We start from the raw sequence: 21568 nt of genomic DNA, 5'->3' as shown, positions 1-21568 counted from the left end.
GAAATGCTGCTTTCAGTCGAAATTGAAAACGTACAACATATAGAGCACTGTTCTTTTGAAGTCGATCTTTCGCTAAATCAACTTCAGTGTTTGGTAGGTAAGAACGGGTGCGGAAAAACTACCCTCGTTAGAGCAATCCGCAATCTATCTATCAATGATACTTTTCAACAGACAGGAGCTCCCTACATATTTGATGATTCAAGCCATATCTCCTATCAAGTTGGAGACAAGGCATATAGTTTTGTATTCAACAAAAAGCTGAAAGCTATCGACTCTAGGGAGCTCATTGACAAAGACATTAGGCAATTGTTTGGTGTTGAGCTTCCTATCCCACACGGGAAACGTTTTAGTCATTTTCAGGAGCTTGTTAAGTACGACTCAGATATCCGCTCGAAAATAGCAAATGGTGATTTTGAAGTGCCGGAAGAGCTTATTCAATTTCTCAATCGAGTATATGGCGATGATAGATTCAATAGTCTCAAAAAAGTCAGCATCAAAAACAAGACTTTTTACGCCATTTTGCGAGATCCAGTAGAACGTTTTTATATCAGAGAAGACTACCTTAGCTCAGGAGAGTATTTCCTAATAAACTTGTATAGATACATACATGAAAAGCGTAAATGCATCGTTATAGATGAAATTGATATTGCTCTTGACTCATCAGCGCAAGTTAAACTTATCGAAGAGCTCCGAAGGCTATGCGAGCTTTATGAGGTAAATGTTATATTCACGACCCACTCTCTGGCCTTAATGGAGACGCTTAACGAGGGTGAATTGCACTATATGGAAAACTCAGAGGGGAAAGTTTCTATAAGGGAGATCTCACACAATTATGCAAAGAGCATTTTGTTTGGATTTCACAAAAACTGGGATCGTTATATTCTTGCGGAAGACGAGTTATCAGCAAATTTCATAAAGTATCTTATCCATAAAACTGGCGAGCAGATTTTTTCCAAATACATAGTGATTCATTTCGGTGGTGCTCAGAATACAGTTGATATACGAAATAGAAATGAGGCGCAGGAGTTCTTTTCTGGCCCTGAGAATGTCCTATGTGCGTTAGACGGCGATCAACTGAATGTCGGTAACCTTGCGAATTTGAAAAATGTTGTCTTTTTGCCCTACCAAGATTTAGAGCATGAACTTGGGCTTTATTGGGATGCTCGTCATGACAAAATTTATGATGAAGGATTAAACGTTAGAGGAAACTCACCGAAAAAACGGGGAAAATCTCTACTGAAGCAATATTCACACAATAAGCTTAAAACAGAGTTTGAAGTGTTTGAGTTTCTAATTAATCACTCACCTGATGGCATCGATGAATATCAAGCAAAACTGATAGAGTTTTTGTCCAGATAACGGTTATTGCTTGCATTTGGCAGTAGGTATCTATATTCAAGCAAGATACTATGCTCCTGATATAGATCGTTGTGTCGTGGCTCAGTAAATTTGGCCAAATCGTTACTCCTCGAACGTCTGGTGTTTGTCTTTTGCTGCCTACCAACTCAGCTCGCCCAGTATAATCGCGTTAGATAAAAAATGAACGCAACCGCTCACAAAAAATAACGATGAAATTAACGCTATCGATCTCCTTGCTCCTCAAGACTGATGCCATGAATTGTAGTACAGATTTTATTAGCCATGTTCACAACCCTGAAGTAGACAACAATTTATTTAATCGGACAGTTTCCCGTTGGAGCTCTGTATTGACGGCCTCTAAGCTGTCTACTTTTTTTGACAATGACGCGATTTCTTCGTCTTTATTCACTTCAATGTCTATCCCTAAAAGCTCACTCATCGGGTTAGGCACACTTCGAAATTGAAGAGCTTTCTCGCGCGTTTTTTTAAGCTCTTTGTTGAGCGCCATGATCTGAGTCTTCTTTGCTGCTTTGAGTTCGATAAGCTCTTCACTTAACGCAGACACTTGTTCCCACGCAGCAGCGATGCTCGCTTTAAAACGACTGATGTAACCGTCACGGGTTTTTTTAGCTACTTTGAAGTAGCGTTGCCTGTCTTTATTATGCGCCCGCTTCGTAACGCCGGAGATTGACGATAAAAGCGCGTAATCATTTAGAATTAACTGAATTATGCTGTTCACCGGGGCAATGGCTTTTACGACTTCTTCTTGTATATGTTTCTCCAGAACACTGAGTTCAGAGAAGGAAGCATCTGAGCCCCGACCTGATTGCTTGTCATAGCGCGCCAATTCTCGCGCAATGAGGTCAAAGAATTTAACAAAGATATCGCGATAGCCAATGTCTGAGGCTTTTTTCCCCAATAAGCGAGGACATATCGATGAGAAATGGCGATATTGAAGCTCAATGTCTAGCAACAGCATGGCCACCACTGCCACTTTTACATCGGAGGTAACGGCATAGCTATTTAAGTGGTTTGACGCCATCTCAACACACACCGTAGCCCTATGCAAAGAAGGCGCATCAATCGGTTTTAACTGGCCATCAAGCTGCAGTTGTTCGTAAAGCCTGGCTTCAATGTCAGCGAATTCTGATTTCAGTGAATCAATTTCGACGATAACATGTTCGAGGGTCACCCCATGAAGTGCAACGTCATCGTCATTGTCTAGCGCCTGATTCGGTTTAGCATTCATTGTCGGTCTCACAGAGTTAGTTAATGACGATTGTATAAATGACTGAAAGCGAAATATGAACACAGCCCGTAAATTACTAATAGGTTTGTGTTTTTCACTGTTGTAAAGAAAACACTAGTTTTACCTTCGTAAATGATTTTTTTATACCCGTCAGTACGTTACAAACATCTTTGTATACCCTTGCTTAATAACGTGAACACCGATTGAACAAGTGTTTTGTAAGATTAACGAATATAAAATATAAACCTCTGTCAGCACTGGTTTTTTCGTGAAAAAACAGATTTTTTTCTATTTTTCCTTAAGGGGAATTTTACTAGCGCTATCATGCATTAATAACCAAATTAGCACGATTTTGAAACAGCGCAATAACCGCGCTTGAAAGCGCAGCCGTTTGTGTCACCAGTGAGTTGTTAGGACAGCATTTTTCAATCCGTCTGTTGTCTTATCGTACATTGGCCATCCCAGTCTTTGTGACATCAAACTCTTCACCGTAATGCATCGGCATAGCTGAACTTGTCCACCCGCCGGCCTTTTGAATTTGATCTAATGAGATACCTCGTTCAAACATGGTTACCACCCCACCGACCCGGGTACTATGGCAGCTTGGTTTGAATTCTAAATTGAGTGTTGCCGCTAAATTCTTATATCTGGCCAAGAGTGCATGGTATTGCATCGCGTTATCTTGTACCGTTTGCTTGGGTGATAATTTTCTCAATAAGGGGCCATCCGCAATGCCCGTTCTTGTGAGCCATTTGTCGATAAGATTGATAGTGGTTGTTGAGATATAGCCGTACTGGCCTTTACCTGATTTATCGGTCTTGGAGCGAGGCGCAAAGATCCGTTGTTTAGCAAAATCGATGTGATGGATCTCAATAGCTAACAAATTGGATGCTCGGAATATCGTGTCTATCGCCGTATTAAAGATGACGGCGTCACGTAACCCAATCAGCGGATCCGTATCGAGTTTTGCATTGATGGCGTCAATAATTTCAAGGCGCATAGGCGCGGCTTGAGACTGACGACTGGGCTTTTGATTTATCTTATGGTTGGTGTATTCGGCAAAGAGTTTTGACTGTTTCCACGGGTCCGGTAATTCGCTTACACCAATGAAATAGCGCACTGACGCAATTTTTCGACGTATTGAATGATGCTTCAGTTTGGTCGACATCAAGTAGTCCAGATAGGCACGACATGTTGTTTTAGTCACATTGACATCACTGGCCATCGCCGGTAATGCATTATCTTTGCAAAACCCTAGGTACTGATTAAAGTCATACTGATAAGCGCGTTTCGTATTTTCTGACTTCAATTCCCATACATCGTCCTTTAACTCACGTAAGTTTCCAATTACGCGATCTCGATCTGATTCAGCGATCGCCATCGGTACATTTTCTACATGAATTAACATTGCGCTCATAAATAGGTGCTTTTTTATAATTTAAGATAATTCGACTTATATTGAATAATAGAGCAGGGGAGAGGGCAGATCAAGAAATCTCTTTTGCGTTACTAGTAACGCTTTATTTATATCTTATTCTTAGTACAACGATACGTAATACAAATAGCGTTACTAGTAACGCTTTCATTCTTTTTTGTTTTTAAGGTAATATGAGAGACAAGAAGAAGAAGAAGAAGGGGTGAACAATGTCTGACCAAAGCCTTTGGCAACAATTTCTACACGCGCAATTAAACACGTTCTTATCAACCTTACAGGAAAAGGATAAGGTTACCAACGTAAATATAGACAAGCTCGAGCGTGATGTTTTAGCGTTAGGAAAAAGCATGGGCTTCATCGCGTTGAGAAAACATATTAAGCCTCAAAAGCTAGGTGAATTTGAACAATCTTTCACCTTGTTCAAAGCACAAAAAGAGCAAGAGTTGTGGTCTGACTATCTAGCTAATCACCTATTAAAATTTTTATCTTCCATCCCCGAATCAACGTATCTGAAAGACAAAGAAGCCCTAGTAAATGCTGACAGTGTAACAATAAAAGAATGGCAAACACTGGCCCCAAAAGCCCTATATTCGGCTATGCGAGCGTGGTTACCCCAGGCCTCAATTAAGCAATTTCAAAATCGCTATCGGGCTTATAAGCACCGCGGTATCAAACGCACTGACACCATAGATGTGAGCCCCCAAACCAAAGCAATCATTGATATGGCAAAAGCTGAATTGCATGCCAGTAACTATGATGAGGTATTTGAACTCCTATTCTCAAAGCATTACAACGTCAGTGCCGACAGTGAAGTTAGAGCGGTAAAAGAACAGATTTCCAATGCATTACCTGCCTCCAAAAACCTGTTTTTGGAAGAATTCATGCTTAGATTAAACCCAAATGACAGAAATAGAGTCAAGTTACTCATCGAGAATGCTTTCAATGAAGGCTGGGATAGGGCAAAGGCATGTAGAAAGCGAAAAGGGGACCCACGCGCAGAAGCGTTAGTAGATTGCAGTATTTTCACAACTGCTGCGAACTTCTCGACTGATGAAAGTAGTGACTAAGACACCTTGGAAAATGGCCGGTATTGTAAGCCAGGTTTAACGAAGCTAAAGAAAAGGCGATACGTTTCGATTAGACCGAACCTTTTATTATTATGGAGAATGGAAGTTGTGCACCAGTAACAAAGAGTGTTACAAGGCGGGGAATCGCCCCAGCGAATACCAGGGCATAGAAAACAAACCATGATTTGTTGAGCCTTCACTCCTTACACATGGCCTTATCAATGTGTGATGAGGTGACAACGTCATTAAGCGGGTGAGCATTGCGAGCAGCTTACGGGTAAGTATCAACGTTTGTTTCCGATAATTTATTCCAGCGAATTCCCATCCCACTCATGGTTAGGATCGGGCAGAAAAGTCAATCCCATACCATCAGCATCACTAGCGCTAAGCAACCACCCTCCAGGTACCTTAGTTCGATATGTGTGCCTAAGGACACCCGAAGTACCTTCGTTTTTAAGTGGTTCCCAATAAAGTTTAGGTGAAGCTTTGGACCCACTTGTGAAAAGTCCCATTATTTCTCCTTATTTGATAATTCTGTGTAGCAGTTTTATTGAGGAATGTGCTTATAGGTAGCAAAGAACCAACACAGATTATTGCTTAGCGTGATAAAGCGGAGAGGAGCAGCTGTTGCAACTAACACGACGGCGGCTATCTGTTGCATTATGTGCACCTAAATTTCGAAGGGATTTTGAACCACAAAAAGCGCAAGCTATCCCATTTTTTGTCTTCGCTGTAGGGTTCTTGGCTAAATATTCCTGCAAATTAAGAGGGAATTTACGTTTCCAGCCAACAAAGTTATACCAAGCCACGAAAGCAATTACGGATGTTATTGCTAAGATGTACATTGATTGATAAAACATTAAGTATTAAGTCCCTTTAGTACAATTGAGTTCTAATAAATACTATCAACGCTATTAAATCAGTCAAGAAAAATATAAGCAAAATCTTTCATAAGTCATTGTTAAAGCGTATGTTTTATAGGCAACTCGAAACTGACAATGCGAGCTGTAAGGGTTGAATACATTGGAACGTAAATAAAATAAAAAGCATATTGTCATTGCATAACGTTGATAAAACTCTAATCGATTATGGGCTCTAATTGATATTCATAGCCTTTGAAACAATCACCCTCATCAGTAATTAATGTTACAAAGCCACTATCTTCGTTGTAGTGCGTAACAATGCCTTCAACGTAATCAAGTGCGTTTATAGGGGCAAAAAAGCGTTGACCAATCATTGCAGGAACTTACGGTAACCAAATGTATACTGGATAACGTATTATTATTTGATGTGGATGAGCGATTGTTTAAGCCGAAACCTCTAATTATGAATGTAACTAATTAGGAGAGATTTACAGAGCCAACACAACAGCGGGCGTTAAAACTCACTAATTGTACAAAAAATCCACAATAAGTTACCCTGTCACCTGAGTAAATCTTGAAAAGGACATCAGATGAACAGACTCTTTTTATTTTTTGTGGTAACGCTCACATTTCCCCTTTTTTGCGCAGCAGGTGTAAATGAGGATACCCTCGCACTCTACTCAAAATGCAAAGGGGGAAGGGATAACCTGGATGGCTACTGTAAATGTATTGCGGTGAGAACTGCGGAAGTCGCCACCCCAGAACAACTGAAGCATTTTTCTGAACATCCGACTGAAATCAGGAAAATACTCAACGAAGATGAAATCTCAATCTCCATCCCGTTTGAACAGGCCGGAGTCATCAACGATCACACCAATTTATTTTGTGTTGGTATGCCCACATCAGCTGAACAATATTGGAGAAACTACAAGTTAAAACCCAAGTCTGCCTTAGAGGAGGGCATCGAGGAGCAAGGGCGACAGTTAAATGCACTACTAATACAGGCGATGTCTCAAAATGACAGGGCTTGCTATACCACAACAATATTAGGGGGAAGTTGCAAGGACATGTGTAAAAATGAAAACACGTGCCCTGGAGGCCCTAAGTATGCACTTTTGAGGGGGCTCGCCTTAGCTTGTAAACAGGATCCTAGTAAGAAAGCTTGCCCACAAGCGGCCACAGCACTTCAAATTGAAGATTGGCGCACGCTTTCTCAATTAATTAACAGTGTACCCAGACAACTTATTGAGGACATATCCAAAGGTAAACGCAGAAAATACACGCCTCAGGAAGTTTATCAGGTCATTCAGGCAAGTAACTACCTGATAAGCTCATGCAAGTCCATTGGCGGTGACGCATTAGATAACGCGCAAGCAGTACTTAAGGTACAACACGACAAACTATTCAAAAACTTTGAAATTTCACAAATTTTATTAAAAGTCGTTGAAGGGAATGGTACCAACTGGGCCAAAGCGCAAGCCTGTGACGCGAAAATCACATTGCCATTTTTGTTTGGGATGACCGAAGCTCTCGATGAAAAGCTTACCGAAAGCGTCTTTTTCTCTACGTGTCTAGCAAATAGTAAATCCATGGCGCACTGCCAATGCTGGTACGATGTTTATACACAAACTGACAAACAGGCAAAGAGCCGGGCGTACCCTTTAAACTTGATGGATCCGCAACGCCCCGCCTCTAGAGCAAGACGTAATACCCTAACCCAAGGTCAGAGGTTTGCAGCCATGAGTTGCCCTGAATAATGCTACCTAATCAGCTGCATTTTCCTTGTAAGCGCCTAATTAGATATGAAGCGATTAAGGGGCGCTGACAGGGTAACATAATTTGTAGCACCATAATTTGTAGTAGTGTGATTACCAAGGGATACTGACGGTATAAGTACCAAGCGATTTTGACGTAATCACACTATCAATGTTGCCGAGCTTCGGCAAGCTTTGCCAGCCGTAACGCAGTGGTATTCATGTTTTCCCTCAGCCAGATATTACGAACGCCGCTAGCGTGTATGTCGACGTTTCTTTCAGATTTGAGCAGCCGTGACACCTTGGATTGACCCAGGTGTGGGTTAGCCAGGGAGAATTCGATGACCACTTCCTCAATAGCTCTGTCAGTACGGTTTTTGTGATGAAGATCCGGCGTTTCCTGACGTTTTAACGATTCGGTTCCACCTTGTTTTATCAGTTTACGATGACGGTAAATCGTATCGCGGGAGACGCCACTAAGTCGGGATGCCTCTGCCACATTTCCAAGCCTGTCAGCCAATGCTAATACCTCAAGCTTCTTCTGGATCTCATTGTCTTCCGAGGATAATTTTTCAGGCTCAGTGACTTCTGATACCTGTAGCTTTCGTCCGGCGAAGTAAGCATTGAACCGCTTATTTTTACCGGTACGAATTTCAATTTTCTGGTTTGCGATTGAGTGTTTAAGCGGGGAGTCGATGAAGTAGAGTTTTCCGCCGTAGCTAAACGTATGGTCGTTGCGTATTTTCCGGTAGACCTTGGTGATGCAGATATCATCAAGATTTGCGTAGCGTGGTACAGGCGTATATTCGGTGTCTGATGATCTTGATTTTACAACCAGGTTTTTACGCCAGAACTGGGGAATGAAGACGTGTTGGAGATAGCTATTCGCGCCCGTCATGTCAGTAATATTGTTGAGTCGTAGCTCCGGTATCAACCTGTCTTGCAGTGTATCAAAGGCGCGTTCAATCCTGCCTTTCCCCTGAGGAGAACTGGCGAAGATGATTTCAATGCCTAGCTCCTCACAGGCCCGTTGCATCTGGGAGAAGTTGCAGCGCTTAGGGCCACCGAATATTCCTGCACGATCAACATACAGGGTTTTAAATACACCGTATTTCTCAACGACTGAGCGCATTACTTTCATACAGCCTTCAGTCGTTTCTGACGGAAAGAACTCAGCATGAATATCGCTGTTGGCATCATCAATCATGGCAATTAAACACGACTTTCTATCGCCGAACCAGCGATGTGTGCTGCCGTCCATTTGCAGCATTAACCCTGGCGCTTCCATTCGCTCTCTGCGCTTGTGAACACGGGTGCGCCTGCGCTTCGCTCGTTTTACATGATGGATATCATGTGCCCATTTACGCAGTGTCTCGCGCTTAACAACAATGTGTTCGTGCGTCTCAAGTATCTCGGCAAGGTGCAACAGGTTCAGGTCATAGTATTTCTCGCGAATTAGCGACTGAACTTGCTGCTTAAGCCTATCTGGAGTTTTATTAACTGGCTCGCTGCCCGAATTACCATGAACAACAAACTGTAGTCCTTGGCTTCGGTAACGCTGTAAATAACGTTCAACAGTACGTCTGGATTTATTGAGGAGCTTAGCGGCATTGGCTATCGTAATTTTACGCTCAGCCACTTTAGCGATGACATCAACTGTCAATTGAGCTTTGGAATTCAACACAATCATCCTTAGCGTTCCTCAAATGCACAAACAAAACATTCAAAGAACACGGTTAAAGATAACCGTCAATTTCCCTTGGTAATTAGCGACTACGACAGAATCGCGTGGTAATTAAAGTACGACAAAATCGCTTGGTGTTAACACCCCTTAAGTGGATTAGTCGCCACTTAACCTGACACTTTCACAGGTAGAGTTATATCAAATCTGACAGTCTCTTGTGTACGTTTTTCGGACCTTCAAGACTTAAGGAAGGTGCGAATAAGTCCCTGATGTGAGATCATAGCAGTACATTAAATCACAGCCATTAACGTCTATGAGCCATCAGTTCACCTTTGCAGATAGCGAGTTTTCAAACAAACGCCGCCAGACGAGAAAAGAGATTTTCTTATCTCGGATGGACAACCTGTTGCCGCGGTCTCAATTGCTGGACGTGATAAAGCAATTCCAGACCGTACTACCATTATGAACTTCCGGCATTTGCTGGAAAAACACAAGCTTACTCGCAAATTATTCAAAACGGTCAATCAATGGCTGTCGGATTACGGTGTGATGATGACGCAAGGAACATTGGTAGATACCACGATTATTGAAGCACCCAGCTCCACTAAAAATAAAAAGAATGAACGTGACCCGGACATGCATCAGACTAAAAAAGGCAATGAGTGGCACTTCGGTATGAAAGCCCATATTGGTGTGGATGCCAAGAGTGGCCTGACCCATACGCTTGTGACCACTGCCGCCAACGAACATGACCTGAATCAGTTGAAGAACCTGTTGCACGGCGACGAGGAGTTCATCTCTGGCGATGCCGGATATCAAGGTGCAGAAAAACGCGAAGAACTGAAAGATACTAATGTGGAATGGCTGATAGCAGAGCGTCCCGGAAAAGTTCGGGCACTGAAAAAGCATCCCCATAAAAACAAAACTGCCATAAACATCGAATATTTAAAAGCCAGCATTCGGGCGAAGGTAGAACACCCGTTCCGGATCATCAAATGTCAGTTCGGCTTTATCAAAGCACGCTATAAAGGGCTGACGAAAAATGACTCACAGTTAGCCATGCTATTCACCTTGGCGAACCTGTTTAAAGTAGACCAGATGTTACGACGACAGCCAAGATCTGTCTGAAATCCGGGAATAGCCCGGATTAGGGCCGAAATAGGAGATTTGGTGTTCGAAAATTGGTCTGGCAGTACAAAGTCTCGATCCGGACCTAAATTGTAGGACTTGTTCGCAGTTTCCCATGAGCATACACTGCGTTTACTGCATCCGTTTATGCCGTTCATTACCGAAGAAATCTGGCAACGCGTCGAGCCGCTATCTGACGTGAAAGGCGACACGAAGAGCATCATGGTACAGCCATTCCCGGTACAGGATACGTCACTGCAGGATGCGCAGGTACTCAGCGATATTGAGTGGGTGAAGAAGTTTATCGTGGGTATTCGAAATATCCGCAGGGAAATGGATATCTCTCTGAATAAACCGCTGAATGCGCTGCTGAAAAATGTCAGCGATGAAGATGCGCGTCGACTAGATGCCGCGAAAGCATTCTTAGATAAACTGTCCAAACTGGAAACCGTAACTATTCTTAAAGACGGTGAAACAGCGCCGCCTAGCGCCACAGCGCTGGTGGGGGATATGGAAATTCTGATCCCAATGGCCGGTCTTATCGACAAAGAGGCGGAACTGGCTCGACTGAACAAAGCCATTGATAAAGTTCAGAAAGGCGTTAGCCGGACTGAAGGGAAGTTGTCGAATGAGAAATTTGTCAGCAATGCCCCTGAAGCGGTTATCGCCAAAGAGCGAGCGAAGCTGGAAGATGGTCAGAAACAGCTTGAGAAATTGCATGTTAAGGTAGAAACCATTCAGTCGCTTTAATCGCTTACACTAAGAAAAGCAAAAAAAAGGCCTCATTTGCGGCCGTTTTTTTATGTGTTTGTAGCGTGACATCCTGTCTATGGTTTAAATGCTGTTCATAACACTGTGTTCTATCAACGTGCAGAGTTGGATGAAGCGCCAAAGGCTACCAACGCTTAAAAGCTGGTCATCACTCCTAGGCTGATAGCCTGATTTCCAATGTCATCACCGGCATGGTTTTCTGCATCGATATCAGATATTTCAAGCGCTACTGTAAACAGATCTAATACAGGCTGATACACGCCTACAGTCACCTTTGACTGAGACTTCAGCTGAATATCACTGTCACTCGCTGTCAGGTCCACAGCAGACTGGCCGTAGTTAATACCAACTTTGGTGTCACCAAACAGGTGAGTGGCCTGCAGGAACCAGCCATCACTGTCCCGGGGTAAGCCCTGACTGTCAGCAGCATCAGTCAGCAGACCATAATATCCCATGCCTTTCGCACTGAAACCTGATGCAACCAGATGGGTATTGCCAATATCCAGTGCGGCAGTGATATCTATCGCGCGGGCGGTATAATCATTCACTGCGGTGTCTACATCCTGGCTGATAAACGTGGTAGAAACATACCCGTTTGCATGGTCATAGCGCAACTTTCCATGAATGCCCGGGCGGGAAGAGCCGGTATCGCCATTGTAGCCGTTGCCGCCAAATGAAATTAAATCCAGAGGCTGATAGATACCCACCGCACCGCTGAAGCCTGAAGGCAGGCTGTGAGAATAGGTAATTTGTGAAAGCCTGTCGGTGAAGATATAGCCGTAGCCAGCACCACCAAGACTGGTATTCAGAGGAGAGTTGATACTGGCAGGTGCGCCGGTACCCGCTAACGACATGTCCTCAAGAACAATATCGATACCGAAAACACCGTAGTCACGGCCGGCTTTCAGTGTACCGTATTGCTCGTTACCAACGGTAAAGAATGCGCGATAGGCTTTGTTATCACCGCTGCCGTTAAATGCCGTATTGTCAGTGTTGCCAGGCTCAATGGCGAGTGTCGCCGAGTATTGCCAGCCGTGTTTTTCGGTTTTGGCACCAAAGCTAAAACTGGCGGGGCTATAGCCGTTTGAAACGGAAGAGGCGTTTTCACCCCGGCACAGCAGTGCATTGCCAGCTACTACGGTGTTGCTGTCATCACATTTTGCATAGACCACATGGGTGTTAACAAAGCCGTTGAAGGAATATTGCCAGCCCTCGTGACTTATTTCTGCTGAGTGAGTACTGAAGCTTATCAAGCTGATTGTTGCAAATGGGATGGCTGTAAAATTGCGTAAATGCGTATTCATAATGTGTCCTGATTCTTAGAATTATTCAAATTTCAGACACAGCTTTCACGTCAAGCCATCTCGCGATGGCTCTACAGCAGATTATGAAAGCTGAGTGGGTAGGGTGTTAACGGATAACCAATGGGTTAACTGGCGAGCCTGTGCCGCCCTCCATTTTCATTGGCGTCGCGGAGAAAAAGAAGGTGTACTGGCCGTCCCTGGCGCTGGCCTCGGCAAGATCATCAAGCCAGTAAAGCTCTGTCAGAACCACACCCAGGTCGCGGATTAGCGCGCCGTGCAGCGGGATGACATAGTCCTGGCCATCAATGTTCTGGAAAGATTTCTCTACTGCCAGATTGTCCGCAGCAATTACCGGAATTTCCATGTTATCAATCCAGGTGACAAGCTCTTTGCTGTAGCACAGGCCCGGCTCAGTAAGTGCTGACCAGTTTTTGGCATCGCTTTCGTCGTAGAAACGTCCCATAGACCCTGTGCGAATTACCAGAATATCGCGTTTCTCAACACTGACTTTCTGTTCTTTCTGCGCTGATTTAATATCGTCTAACGTCACACATTCATTTGGCGCCAGACGGTGGTTGCTGTCGCCTTTTAAGCGACCGATATCCAACAGGATCCCGCGACCGACAATGCCTTGTTCACCCAGTTTGTCGATACTGACAAAACTGTGTCCGTGTACGGTGGTGTCTGATGATTTGCCGTTATAAACTTCGTTGCCATACCACGCATGTCCTAGGGCGTCGACGTGAGTTGTTCCCTGCAAATACATGAAAACCGCATCATCAGAATACTTCATACCACCATCCAGCGGCGCGGATTTGTTTGCAGAGTAAAGGCCTTCATCCTGCGACATAAAATGCATTACCGGAACGCGTCCAGGGAACACCGGGCCGACACCGTGGATCATCGGCAACTGAAGCATGAACTTCTCACCTTTCTGCGCCGCAGCCAGGCCGCGTTTCACCTGCTTAGTATCCAGATAGTTAAGAGCGCCTATTTCATCGTCCTGACCCCATTTACCCCAGTTCTTTGGCATATCTTTTTGCAGGGTCTGAATTGGACTACTCTGGGTAGCGGCATAGGCAGATGCGCTCCCTGTCAGTGCCAATCCCAGGATTGTCGCAGCAGTACCTAAGGTACGACAAGCTTTTTGGATGTTTAACATAATTTTCTCCTATTATTATTTAGTTCCTGTTAAGGCTGCAGTTGCAACGCTTACAGGGACATCCTTCACACCGATGTTCAGGCTTTAAGCCCATAACACTGATATTTCATTTCCAGGTATTCTTCGATTCCTGTGTGCGCGCCTTCGCGTCCAAGCCCACTTGCCTTTACACCACCGAATGGCGCGTTGGCTGCTGAGATCACGCCGGTGTTGATGCCCACCATTCCACTCTCGATTTCGTTGACCACGCGTTCTACCTGATGAATGTCATCAGAGAATAAATAAGCGGCGAGACCGAAAGGGGTGTTATTGGCAAGGGTGATCACGTCTTGCTCGGTATCGAACGTGACCAGTGGGACGACCGGTCCAAATGTTTCTTCCTCAATGCACTGTGCGTTGGCAGGCACATTATCCAGAACGGTAGGTTCAAACCAGTTTCCGTCCGTATGCGGGCGCTTACCGCCGCACAGCACGCTGGCACCCAGTGACCTGGCGTTCTCAATATGCTTCTGTACTTTCTGCACGGCTGCATAATCTATCAATGGGCCAACGGTGGTATCGGGATCCAGCCCGTCTCCCAGTTTTAATTCTGCAACTGCAGCAATCAGGGCTTTTGTGAACGTATCTTTCACCTTCTTTTGTACATAAACCCGGTTTGGTGAAATACAGGTTTGTCCCGCGTTTCGAAACTTTGCTTTCATCAGTTCTTCGACCGCCAGGGACACATCACTCTTGTCAAAAACAATAAATGGCGCGTTGCCACCAAGCTCCAGTGATAGCTTTTTCACATCGGCGGCGCACTGACTCATGAGCAGCGAGCCAATAGCAGTGGAACCGGTGAAGCTAAGCTTTCTGACCACGGGGTTGGAGGTCATCGCACCGCCAATCGCTTTTGCGTCACCGGTAATAATTTGTAAAACGCCGGCAGGAAAGCCAGCCTGGTTAGCCAGCTCGCCCAGTGCGAGTGCCGTAAGCGGGGTTTGTTGCGCGGGTTTTACGAGCATAGTGCAACCGCTCGCCAGTGCTGGCGCAACTTTTCGCGTAATCATCGCCGCCGGAAAGTTCCAGGGCGTAATTGCAGCACACACCCCGACAGGAGAGCGCGTCACGATCAACCGTTGCTGTGGATTAGCGCTGCTTAAAACCTCGCCCTGCACACGCATCGCTTCTTCAGCAAACCACAGGACATAGCTGGCCGCATAAGCAATTTCAGCACTCGCTTCGGCAAGTGGTTTACCCTGCTCGCATGACATGATGTAAGCCAGAGAGGATTTTTCATCCAGAATCAGCTGATACCACTTACGCAGAAGACGGGCTCTTTCCATTGGCGACGTTTGCTTCCATGAAGAAAACGCGAGCGCGGCATCATCAATGGCTTGGTTTGTCTCATCTGCACCCATTGACGGGACATGCGCAATTACGTCTCCCGTTGCAGGGTTGTAAACTGGCATCGGGCTTTCACCCCCGCACCATTCTCCGTTTAGCAGGCATTTATCCCGAAATATTGAAGTAGACTGCAAAGTCATGACGACACCTTATTTTCATTTCGTAGTGTTTGACGCTTTTTCACCAGCGTCGATTGATTAATTCCCAGCGCTGCGGCGGCAGAGCGGGTAGTTCCGTATTGTTGAATTGCACTCTCAATGAGCCGCGCTTCGAGGGCTTGTACCTGCTCTTTCAGAGAGCCGCCAAAGACATCTGAAGTCGAAGTGTTTATATAGCGAAGGGTTCCCGGTAAATCTGCAACATCTATTTCTTCGCGGGTGGTTGAAACCACCAAGCGCTCTGCAGTGTTGATCAGTTCACGGATATTTCCCGGCCACGCGTGCTGAATGATGAGCTCTCTGGCCTCGCTGGTAAGGCTGCGGTCACATTCATATTGCTCGCAAAACTGCGCCAGGAAATGCTCGAACAAGGGCAGTATTTCTTCTTGCCGTTGTCGCAGCGGCAGTAACTTGAGCGGCAGGACGCTGATGCGGTAATACAGGTCCTCTCTGAATTTTCCTTCATTGATGGCGGCAGTGAGGTCATGGTGAGTGGCTGTGATAATGCGCACATTCGTTGACTTCAGTTTGGTACCACCAATAGGTAAATATTTATTGTCTTCGATGACTTTGAGAAGTTTTGCCTGTAACGCCAGCGGAAGATCACCAATTTCATCCAGAAACAAGGTACCTCCATTCGCGACTTCCAGTAACCCGGCTTTTCCTTTGCTGGACGCTCCCGTGAATGCACCAGGTACATAGCCAAAAAGTTCAGCCTCAATGAGTCCTTCAGGCATGGCTGCACAATTAAGCGCCATGAAAGGATTAGACGCTCTGTCGCTTTCCTGATGAATATATTGCGCCAACTGGGTTTTGCCAGTGCCGGTTTCTCCCTGAATCAGTATTTTCACTTTTGTCGGTGCAACGCGTCGTGCCAGGGCATAACAGGCTCTAGTCTTATTGCCTACCAGCAAGCCGGGATGGGCTTCTTTGTCAGGTAACGCGTTGTTGTACTGCTCAAATTTATTCAGAATTTGCTCAAGCTGCTCTTCAGCATGTTTGGCTCTGAGTAGTTCAGTCACATCACGTACATTCAGCACTACCTGAGTGATGCGGCCCTGAGAATCAAACATGGGATTACCGCTGACCAGAATTTTACGATCTCCCATAACCGTCTGGACTAACGTTACGGGCTGGCGCTCCTTGATAACCTCCAGGCTTACCGATTTGGAAATGACATGGTTATTGACCAGGTCACTGACATGTCGTCCGACAATTTTATGCCTTTGTAGCCCTGTAATGCGTTCATATGCATGATTTATGGTGATAGCCATGCCTTCTCCATTGGTAATGAATACGCCATCCTGGAGGGCATCAAGTACAGGTTGTAGTGATTCAAAATCCACAGACATAGTGCTACCTCACAGGCCGGAATGTTTGTTGAAGGTATTGTCGACTTCGCCTTTGAAGAAGTCTTTTCCATAAATCAGCGCGGTAAGCACAACGCCTATCGCAAAAGCCCAAGCGGCTCCTTTGATGCTGAGGATTGCGGCGATGACACCGGCGATCCCTAAATCACGCTGCGAACGCGACTCCATTACACCAATTCGGACGCTGACGAAGCCCTGAATAAGCAGAGTTAGCGCCAGGGCAACACCCAGGATTGGTTGAACCAGGCTGACAATAGGGAGCAGTAATAAGCCGGTATTGGTGCCCCAGCGAAATGAGCCGGAGCCTCCGAAAATGCTTTTCATCGCGGTTTTACCCTGCTTATAGCGCTCGACAACTACCACCTGCATCGCAGCCCATAGCGGGCCGCACATGGTGACGTCGGGTCCAAAGATACTCATAAACAGATTGCGCCCACCAAAGATCATGTGGGAACGGTTGGCATCATAATCGATGTCCTCGTCTTTTCTGATCTCATCAGCTTCTTCAAGAATGGCCTTGGTCTGCAGTACATCGCCGAACACCACGATGTAAGCCGCCAGTACCGTCGGCAGTGCTGTAAGAAACATAGTCAGAGGCGGAAGGCCAACGCCAAACACCGTGTACTCTGTCCACATCAGCATAAAGTCAGGTTGTGTGAAGCCCCACTCAATGTCTGGGAATTGTGTTTCGCCTACCAGTGGAGCGACAATAACTGCCAGCACAATAATGGGAAATATGCCCAGCTTACCGACAACTGCCCAGATCTTGTTGTGGTGACGTAGTTGCGTGAAATGACGGGAAAAGATGAGATAAAAAGCAACACCAACCGCAATGGAAATGGTGATTGGATAAGTATCGAAGCGGCCGCCTTCCTTGAACACCACCGCGATAGCAGCGATCCCCGCTCCAATAATAATGCCGGATTTGATGGCATTTGGAATCATGTGCACCACTTTTGTAGCAATGCCCGTTCGCCCCAGTATCATTACCAGCAGGCCCAGTGTCATCTGAAAGGCAATAAGCGCGTGGATACGAGCGCCCCCCGGATCAAACGCTTCAACATAGGCGATTAGCAGGGGAATGGCGGGTGTTATCCAACCCGGGATCACCGGGTCTCCAAGCAGGTGGTGAACCAGATATAACAGGCCGTTTAGCATGACAATAGCGATAGCCGCTTCAAAGGGCATACCCAACAGTTCGGTCATCAGGGGGATAGCAGCCAGATCTACTGCGCACATTAGCAGGCCCTGAAAATAATCAGGCCACTCAATTCGGTAATGCTTAAATGGCACTCGGATTTTAAACGGTCCGAGAGAGTAATAAGGCTGCTGCTCTGAGCCACCGGGGGTCGTGCTACTCATAGTTATTCTCGTTATTTATTGTTATTGGAGTTAAAACGCCTGACGGTAAATTTCTTCTATCTCATCGACAGTCAGTTTACGGGGATTATTGCGTAACAGACGCGTCACTTTACTGGCTTCAACCGCCAGCGTTTGAATGTCCTGTTCCGGAATACCAAAGTGTTTCAGGGTTGCTGGTATTTCTACGTCGCGGCAGATTTTCTCTATCGCATCCAGTACCTGTGCGACGATGTCCTCAGTGGAATGCCCCTGAATTTCTAACTTCATCGCGCTGGCAATATCAACAAAGCGCTCCCGGCTTACTTCTGCATTCGCCTTCATGACGTGCGGTAACATAACCGCGTTACTCATACCGTGAGACAGGTGATACCGGCCTCCCAGCGGATAGGCCAGAGCATGTACAGCGCCTACGCCTGCATTGCCAAAAGCGAGGCCGGCAAGCAGGCTGCCGGTCGCCATGTTTTCCCTTGCCTCCAGATCTTTTCCATTAGCAAACGCTTTGGGCAGCGCAGGGTAGATCATTGTTACCGCTTTTATTGCCAGTGCATCGGTAATCGCACTGGCGTTTACTGAGAGATAGGCTTCCAGTGCATGCACCAGCGCATCAATACCACTGGCGGCAGTGACATTGGCAGGGCAACTTACCGTCATTTCGGCAGCAACAATAGCTACATCTGGTAGCAGGTACTCACTTACAATGCCTTTTTTAAGTTGGTCTTCCGGATCTGATAAGATAGCAATATTCGTGACTTCGGAGCCTGTGCCTGCGGTGGTGGGGATCGCAATAAGCGGAATGTCTCTGGACGAGACATTATTTTCACCAAAAAGCGCTGAAATTTTCCCGTTATGTCCCATAGACACCGCTAATACTTTTGCGCTATCCATCGCACTTCCGCCGCCCACGGCGATAATGCCATCAACGTCTTTGCCACGAAGTTCTGCAACACAGTTTTCAATCACCGAAATCTCCGGCTCCGGCGGAATGTCATCGTAGACCAAAAAACTGTTCGGCTGGAGCTGATCGGTAACCAGAGATAGTCCACCGGACCGGCTCACTCCTTTATCCGTAATTACGGCTGGTCGTTTTACTCCAAGACGGGATAGCTCATCTTTCAGAGTGCTGACTGCCCCGTTACCAGTAATCAATTTTTTTGCTGATTTAAAATAAGCTATTTGCATGTTCAGTTCACTTCGCATTGTGTTGCTTTGATTTTCTGAATTGGACAACAGCAACAATCAGGCCAACTATGTTGCAGCCATGTAACACCTTTGTTTTCGAAGCTTACAGCAGTTTTACAAAAGCAAGTTTTGATGCAATTGATGACATAAAGAATCAAATGATGCAAATAGTAATCAGGCGCGAAGTTTTGTGGCCGTCAGTTTGAAGTGGCAGAAATAGTGAAATGATGTCAGAGAATGGTAATAAAGGCGCATGGCTAAAAGTTAAAAAAGAAAAAGGTGCACAATGCTAGGAGAATATATAAAGGGCGATTTCTCAAGGGGATAGAAAACGTCAGCAAACACAAGTTTATACATAAACGGGCAACACATAGCGGGCTTATTGCCACCAGCTGTACCGAGAAGAGCTCCTGATTTTTATTAAAAGTGTTTCGTCAGGAGACTATGAACTGACTTTGGTAGGCTTATTTCACAGAATTATCAAACGACGTTAAGAGTTATTGACACAAATATTCCTTTAATTTGTGTGATAAGGCTTGGCGTTTAATGGGCTTGGTAAGGTAATCGTTCATGCCTGCTTCTTTAGCAAGACTGCGGTCTTCTTTCATCGCGTTGGCTGACAATCCTATGATCGGAAGATCAGTGAAGCCTCTATCTCGAAGTTCCCGTGTGGCCTCGTACCCATCTTTCACTGGCATTTGCACATCCATCAGGATGATGGTCGTATACCGGTGAATTCATCACTTTTCTGACAGCCTGCAACCCATCTTCCGCGATATCGTTGGTCAGGCCAAGGCTGGACAGAAGTTCTCCGGTCACTACCTGATTAATATTATTGTCTTCTACCAACAGAATATGCCCTTCAAGCTCAATGTGTTCTGCCTGGCTATCGTAAACCACGGGCTCAGATTCAATCTTATTCAGCTCTTTGATAAAACGTTCAAACTGAATAGGAGAGAAGGGATGGACAAGTACGGAGCCTCGCCAACCTTTAAGTAACTTTTCCTGGATAGCGCCAACCTGTGTGGCCATCACCAGGCCAACGCGAACGTTTTGAGTCTGCAGCGTGTGTGATCTGAGATCTGTCCGAGGGTGTCCAGCGGCAAACCTGACTCTCGTATACCAATTAATTTGAGGTAGCTTCGGGACAATAGCGGCATGTCGCTGAAATATTGTATGCCCTCGGGGATGCTGGGTATCCCCTCAAGGACCCCGGTTTGATTCTGAAATACGCGCAGGGGGAACATTACTCGGAACAGACTGCCTTTTCCGGGAGTCGATTCGACTTCAAGGCGGCCTTTCATCAGTTCGGTGAGTTGTTTTACGATGGTGAGACCCAGACCAGTGCTACCATAGCGCCTGTTCGTCGATCCATCAGCTTGAGTAAATGGCTGAAAAATTCGTACTAACTGCTGATCAGACATGCCAATACCAGAGTCCTGAATCTCAATAACCAGATTAATCCGATTAGCGGCGTCGTTGCGTTGACCACGAAACACGATATTGATTTCGCCTTGTTCGGTAAACTTGACCGCGTTGGTACCAAGGTTCATTAAAACGTAAGCGATCAATATAGACCGTTGTGATTCGTTTAGTGTTTGAGGCTATCTTCGTTTAAGGAGATGCGTTCTATATCTAACCGTGCTTCACAGCCGAAGATAAAGTCCCCTTGCTCTTCTCTTATCCAGTGATCTCCAACCGCGCGGATATCATCGCTAAACTTGGTCTTCTTTCTTTTTATCAATCGTTTTACTTGAAGTTGTCCTTCTTTAGGCGCTTGAGAGAGTGCATCAAGCACCATTTTTTCATTTTTGTCTGTGTTGTGCCAAGTGTCCAGTACGATGGCATTCCACACGGTTATTATCGTCAGCATAGCATCTTCCATTTCTGACTGGCTGTAATCAGCAGGGAGTGCATTTAACACTCCTTTACCGAACTCCATAATTGTGGCTGAGATTTTAGTGTTGGGAAGTGAGTATTTTGACATCGCTGACTAACCTGTTTTGATTGTATTTTTGTTTCCAGAGCCGCGGCGTGAGGTCGATTACGTCCCTGGCCGGATGTAATGCCACGCGTTGTAATACATCCACCAGATAATGGTAGGGATTGATGCCTTGCAGGCGGCAAGTCACCATCAGGCTTTGCAGTATGCCCAGCTGTTCAGCGCCAAGTTCGGTCCAGCAGAACAAATAGTTTTTTCTCCCCATGGGAATAACACGCAGTGCCCGCTCAAGATGATTGGTGTCCATGGGTAAAGCAGGATTGCTCAGGAACACCTTGAGTTGGCATTCTCGTTCATGCGCATAATGGAGTGCCTTGGCGAAGGGAGACTTGGGG

Annotated in this window: 19 protein-coding genes and 2 pseudogenes; 5 read left to right on the top strand and 16 right to left on the bottom strand. The window is 45.7% G+C overall.

Annotation, left to right across the window (positions count from 1 at the left end; all coding sequences use genetic code 11):
* The first annotated feature begins 3 nt into the window (after positions 1-3).
* A complete protein-coding gene (locus tag QVA83_RS07135; RefSeq protein ID WP_156079177.1) occupies positions 4-1359 on the top strand; it encodes an ATP-dependent nuclease in 1356 nt (451 codons plus the stop codon).
* Between the two features lie 286 nt (positions 1360-1645).
* Here the strand turns inward: QVA83_RS07135 and QVA83_RS07130 are convergent, their stop codons facing one another.
* Together QVA83_RS07130 and QVA83_RS07125 are read right to left on the bottom strand one after the other, a co-directional pair.
* Positions 1646-2608: a hypothetical protein gene (locus tag QVA83_RS07130; RefSeq protein ID WP_156079178.1), complete on the bottom strand. Its 963-nt coding sequence runs from the start codon at positions 2606-2608 to the stop codon at positions 1646-1648.
* Between the two features lie 442 nt (positions 2609-3050).
* Entirely contained in the window at positions 3051-4025 is a 975-nt protein-coding gene (locus QVA83_RS07125) for a tyrosine-type recombinase/integrase (RefSeq protein ID WP_061487031.1), read from the bottom strand.
* A gap of 227 nt (positions 4026-4252) precedes the next feature.
* On the opposite strand from QVA83_RS07125, the gene QVA83_RS07120 reads away from it, so the two are divergent.
* The gene (locus QVA83_RS07120) at positions 4253-5110 is read left to right on the top strand and encodes a hypothetical protein (RefSeq protein WP_156079179.1); all 858 of its coding nucleotides are present in this window, start codon (positions 4253-4255) and stop codon (positions 5108-5110) included.
* A 305-nt stretch (positions 5111-5415) separates the two neighbouring features.
* Here QVA83_RS07120 and QVA83_RS07115 read toward each other — a convergent pair whose 3' ends face one another.
* Both QVA83_RS07115 and QVA83_RS07110 read right to left on the bottom strand, forming a co-directional pair.
* A complete protein-coding gene (locus QVA83_RS07115) occupies positions 5416-5622 on the bottom strand; it encodes a hypothetical protein (RefSeq protein ID WP_262404710.1) in 207 nt (68 codons plus the stop codon).
* 566 nt (positions 5623-6188) lie between these two features.
* Positions 6189-6347, bottom strand: coding sequence for a hypothetical protein (locus QVA83_RS07110; RefSeq protein WP_156079180.1), 159 nt, complete (start codon positions 6345-6347; stop codon positions 6189-6191).
* A 216-nt stretch (positions 6348-6563) separates the two neighbouring features.
* Between QVA83_RS07110 and QVA83_RS07105 the strand changes: the two genes are divergently transcribed.
* Positions 6564-7730, top strand: coding sequence for a hypothetical protein (locus QVA83_RS07105; RefSeq protein WP_156079181.1), 1167 nt, complete (start codon positions 6564-6566; stop codon positions 7728-7730).
* 166 nt (positions 7731-7896) lie between these two features.
* On the opposite strand, the gene QVA83_RS07100 is transcribed toward QVA83_RS07105, so the two are convergent.
* Complete coding sequence (locus QVA83_RS07100) at positions 7897-9417, bottom strand: ISNCY family transposase (protein ID WP_287498284.1); 1521 nt, start codon at positions 9415-9417, stop codon at positions 7897-7899.
* Positions 9418-9724: 307 nt separating this feature from the next.
* Between QVA83_RS07100 and QVA83_RS07095 the strand changes: the two are divergent.
* Together QVA83_RS07095 and QVA83_RS07090 are read left to right on the top strand one after the other, a co-directional pair.
* Positions 9725-10539 (top strand): annotated as a pseudogene (locus tag QVA83_RS07095) (IS5 family transposase).
* 117 nt (positions 10540-10656) lie between these two features.
* A pseudogene (locus QVA83_RS07090) lies at positions 10657-11289 on the top strand (class I tRNA ligase family protein); the annotation flags it as partial.
* A gap of 155 nt (positions 11290-11444) precedes the next feature.
* Here QVA83_RS07090 and QVA83_RS07085 read toward each other — a convergent pair.
* The 11 genes from QVA83_RS07085 to QVA83_RS07035 form a co-directional block, all read right to left on the bottom strand.
* Complete coding sequence (locus QVA83_RS07085) at positions 11445-12614, bottom strand: porin (RefSeq protein WP_287498283.1); 1170 nt, start codon at positions 12612-12614, stop codon at positions 11445-11447.
* 106 nt (positions 12615-12720) lie between these two features.
* Entirely contained in the window at positions 12721-13776 is a 1056-nt protein-coding gene (locus QVA83_RS07080) for a cyclase family protein (protein WP_287498282.1), read from the bottom strand.
* Between the two features lie 77 nt (positions 13777-13853).
* Positions 13854-15302: an NAD-dependent succinate-semialdehyde dehydrogenase gene (locus tag QVA83_RS07075; protein ID WP_287498281.1), complete on the bottom strand. Its 1449-nt coding sequence runs from the start codon at positions 15300-15302 to the stop codon at positions 13854-13856.
* Complete coding sequence (locus QVA83_RS07070; RefSeq protein ID WP_287498280.1) at positions 15299-16672, bottom strand: sigma-54 interaction domain-containing protein; 1374 nt, start codon at positions 16670-16672, stop codon at positions 15299-15301. The genes QVA83_RS07075 and QVA83_RS07070 overlap by 4 nt, the downstream gene beginning before the upstream one ends.
* Before the next feature lie 9 nt (positions 16673-16681).
* Complete coding sequence (locus QVA83_RS07065; protein WP_287498279.1) at positions 16682-18052, bottom strand: hypothetical protein; 1371 nt, start codon at positions 18050-18052, stop codon at positions 16682-16684.
* A 30-nt stretch (positions 18053-18082) separates the two neighbouring features.
* Positions 18083-19231 (bottom strand): iron-containing alcohol dehydrogenase, encoded by a 1149-nt coding sequence (locus QVA83_RS07060; RefSeq protein ID WP_287498285.1) that lies wholly within the window; start codon positions 19229-19231, stop codon positions 18083-18085.
* Between the two features lie 497 nt (positions 19232-19728).
* Positions 19729-19929 (bottom strand): response regulator, encoded by a 201-nt coding sequence (locus tag QVA83_RS07055; protein ID WP_282765002.1) that lies wholly within the window; start codon positions 19927-19929, stop codon positions 19729-19731.
* Entirely contained in the window at positions 19883-20263 is a 381-nt protein-coding gene (locus tag QVA83_RS07050) for a response regulator (RefSeq protein ID WP_282765000.1), read from the bottom strand. The genes QVA83_RS07055 and QVA83_RS07050 overlap by 47 nt, the downstream gene beginning before the upstream one ends.
* Positions 20263-20802 carry an ATP-binding protein gene (locus QVA83_RS07045; RefSeq protein ID WP_282764998.1) on the bottom strand — a complete coding sequence of 180 codons (540 nt, stop codon included), beginning with the start codon at positions 20800-20802 and terminating at the stop codon, positions 20263-20265. Before QVA83_RS07045 ends, QVA83_RS07050 begins: the two co-directional genes overlap by 1 nt.
* A gap of 20 nt (positions 20803-20822) precedes the next feature.
* The gene (locus QVA83_RS07040) at positions 20823-21218 is read right to left on the bottom strand and encodes a hypothetical protein (protein ID WP_015066045.1); all 396 of its coding nucleotides are present in this window, start codon (positions 21216-21218) and stop codon (positions 20823-20825) included.
* The coding region (locus QVA83_RS07035; protein ID WP_287498278.1) for an IS66 family transposase at positions 21190-21568 on the bottom strand (379 nt) is incomplete at its 5' end. The genes QVA83_RS07040 and QVA83_RS07035, both read right to left, overlap by 29 nt.

It is taken from the genome of Alteromonas sp. AO-Serp (genome assembly GCF_017849675.1).
GTDB classification, from domain to species: Bacteria; Pseudomonadota; Gammaproteobacteria; order Enterobacterales; family Alteromonadaceae; genus Alteromonas; species Alteromonas macleodii.
Note: the sequence above shows the minus strand (reverse complement) of the source record. Positions and strands in the feature narration are given on the sequence as shown.